The following is a 2,057-nucleotide window of genomic DNA, read 5'->3' as shown; positions in this document are numbered from 1 at the left end:
AACGACCTCCTCTTCGACCACGCCAACGACCACCTCCCCGCCATGGTCCTGGTCGAAGCCGCCCAACAAGCCGCCCACCTCCACACCCCCGGCCGGCGCTTCACCCCCTCCGCCTCCGAAATGCGCTTCACCCGCTACATCGAATTCCACACCCCCTGCCTCATCACCACCCACCCCCACACCACCCCCCACAACACCACCATCACCATCACCGGCCACCAAAACAACCAACCCGCCTTCACCATCCGCCTCACCCAACCCACCACCCCCTAACCACCAACCACACACCACGCCACCACCACGCACCCCCGACGACGCACCGGCCGCCGGCACGCACCCCACACCAACCCCCCGCGAGCCACCACTCACCCACCCGCCCACCAACCGACGCCACGCAAGCACCGGCGAAGGCCGGAGGCGTACCCGACAGAGGCGGGGGGCGGCACCAGACGGAGGCGGGCAAGGCGCCGCAACACACAGCCCGGCCAGGACACCTCAGCCAAGACCGCGGAAACACCGACCGGGACACCCCAAGGGCAAGCACCACACCAAGGCCCGCAGCAAAGCACAGGCCTTGGGCAGGCGCCGGCCGGAGGGGCGCCTGCCCGGGCCCAGGCGGGGTGTCACCGCGGAAGCCGAGACAACACCCCAAGCAGAAACCCGGCGGAAACGCCGAACAGAGGGTGCCGGTACTGCCGCAACAGGAGCCGCAAGGACACTACCGGCCGCAACCCCGGGGGGGCGTACCCGGCGGGCGCAGGGAGGACCGACCGGGAACCCGAGGAAGCGGGAAGCCGGGGCGCATGCCGTGGCCCATGGGAAAGTGGGCACGTCGGCCGACACCGGGAACGGCGCAGGGTGCAAGCCCAGGGGCGGGCCGGCCAAGGGCCACGGGGAAGCACCGGGGGACGACGGGGGAAGCTGCCGCACTGAAAAGCCAGGGGAAAGTACCGGCCGCACCGAGAAGCGCGCACCGGCGGGGGCGGGAGAAGACGCCCCCGGCGGAGGCCGGGGCACATCGGGGCGACGGCTGCGAGACGTGTGCAGCGAAGGCCCGGCGAATAGCGGAGAGCCGGGGCACGAGCCGTAGCAGGCAGCGCAGAGGGCAACACCGGGCGTAAGCCCAAGGGGGAACGGGGGGTTCATGTCGATCGAGGTCACCCAGACGTACCGGACGCAGCTTGGAAAGCTGCCGGAACACAGACAGGAAAGACCAGGCGGCAGCCACACACCGGACAGCGCATACCGGCCGGGGCAGCAGAAAGCACAAGCCCGGGCACATGTGCCGGCCGGCGGCCGGGGGGAAGCACCGGACAAACCCCTGAACGTGCCGACAACCGGCTGCCGGGGGGAAGCACCGGACAAACCCCTGAACGTGCCGACAACCGGCCCGCGCAGGCGCGGCGGCTGCCCGCTGTGGTCAGCGGATCGTCCAGCCGCCGTCCACCGGCACCGTCGCACCCACCACGAACGAAGCCCGGTCACTTCCCAGCCAGGCCGCCACCTCCGCGATCTCCACCGGATCCGCCATCCGCGGCAACACAGCCGCACCCCGCAGCAACTCCTCCGCCCCCGGCTCCCGCTCAAGCCACCCCTCGATCATCTCCGTCCGCGTGGTCCCCGGAGTGATCGCATTAATACGAATACCCTGCGCCGCATACTCCGCAGCCGCCGCCTTCGTCAGCCCCAACACCGCATGCTTCGACGCCACATACGGAGCAGCCACCGGCGTAGCCACCAACCCCGCCGTACTACTCGTATTCACAATCGCGCCACCCCGCCCCAACATCGCGGGAATCTGATGACGCATACAGTTCCACACCCCCCGCACATTCGTATCCATGATCACGTCATAGATATCCTCACCCATCTCATGCAACGCCACCTGCCGCGCCCCCACCCCCGCATTGTTGAACGCAACATCCAACCGCCCGAAACGACTCACAGTCCGCGCCACCGCATCCGCCACCTCCCCACCCCGCACCACATCAGCCACCACGTAATCAGCCTCAAAACCCTCCCCCCGCAACTCCCCCACCAACGCAGCAAGCCGCTCC

General features: G+C 69.2%; 2 protein-coding genes. One reads left to right on the top strand and one right to left on the bottom strand.

The window, feature by feature from the left end:
• A partial coding sequence (locus ABZT03_RS44005) for an AfsA-related hotdog domain-containing protein (RefSeq protein ID WP_356049909.1) occupies positions 1–273 on the top strand: 273 nt, incomplete at its 5' end.
• A gap of 1,147 nt (positions 274–1,420) precedes the next feature.
• On the opposite strand, the gene ABZT03_RS44000 is transcribed toward ABZT03_RS44005, so the two are convergent.
• On the bottom strand, positions 1,421–2,057 hold a 637-nt coding region (locus ABZT03_RS44000), incomplete at its 5' end, for an SDR family oxidoreductase (RefSeq protein ID WP_356049907.1).

The sequence above is a fragment of the Streptomyces sp. NPDC005574 genome (assembly GCF_040605435.1).
In the GTDB taxonomy this organism is placed as follows: domain Bacteria; phylum Actinomycetota; class Actinomycetes; order Streptomycetales; family Streptomycetaceae; genus Streptomyces.
This window is presented reverse-complemented; position numbering and strand designations above follow the sequence as displayed.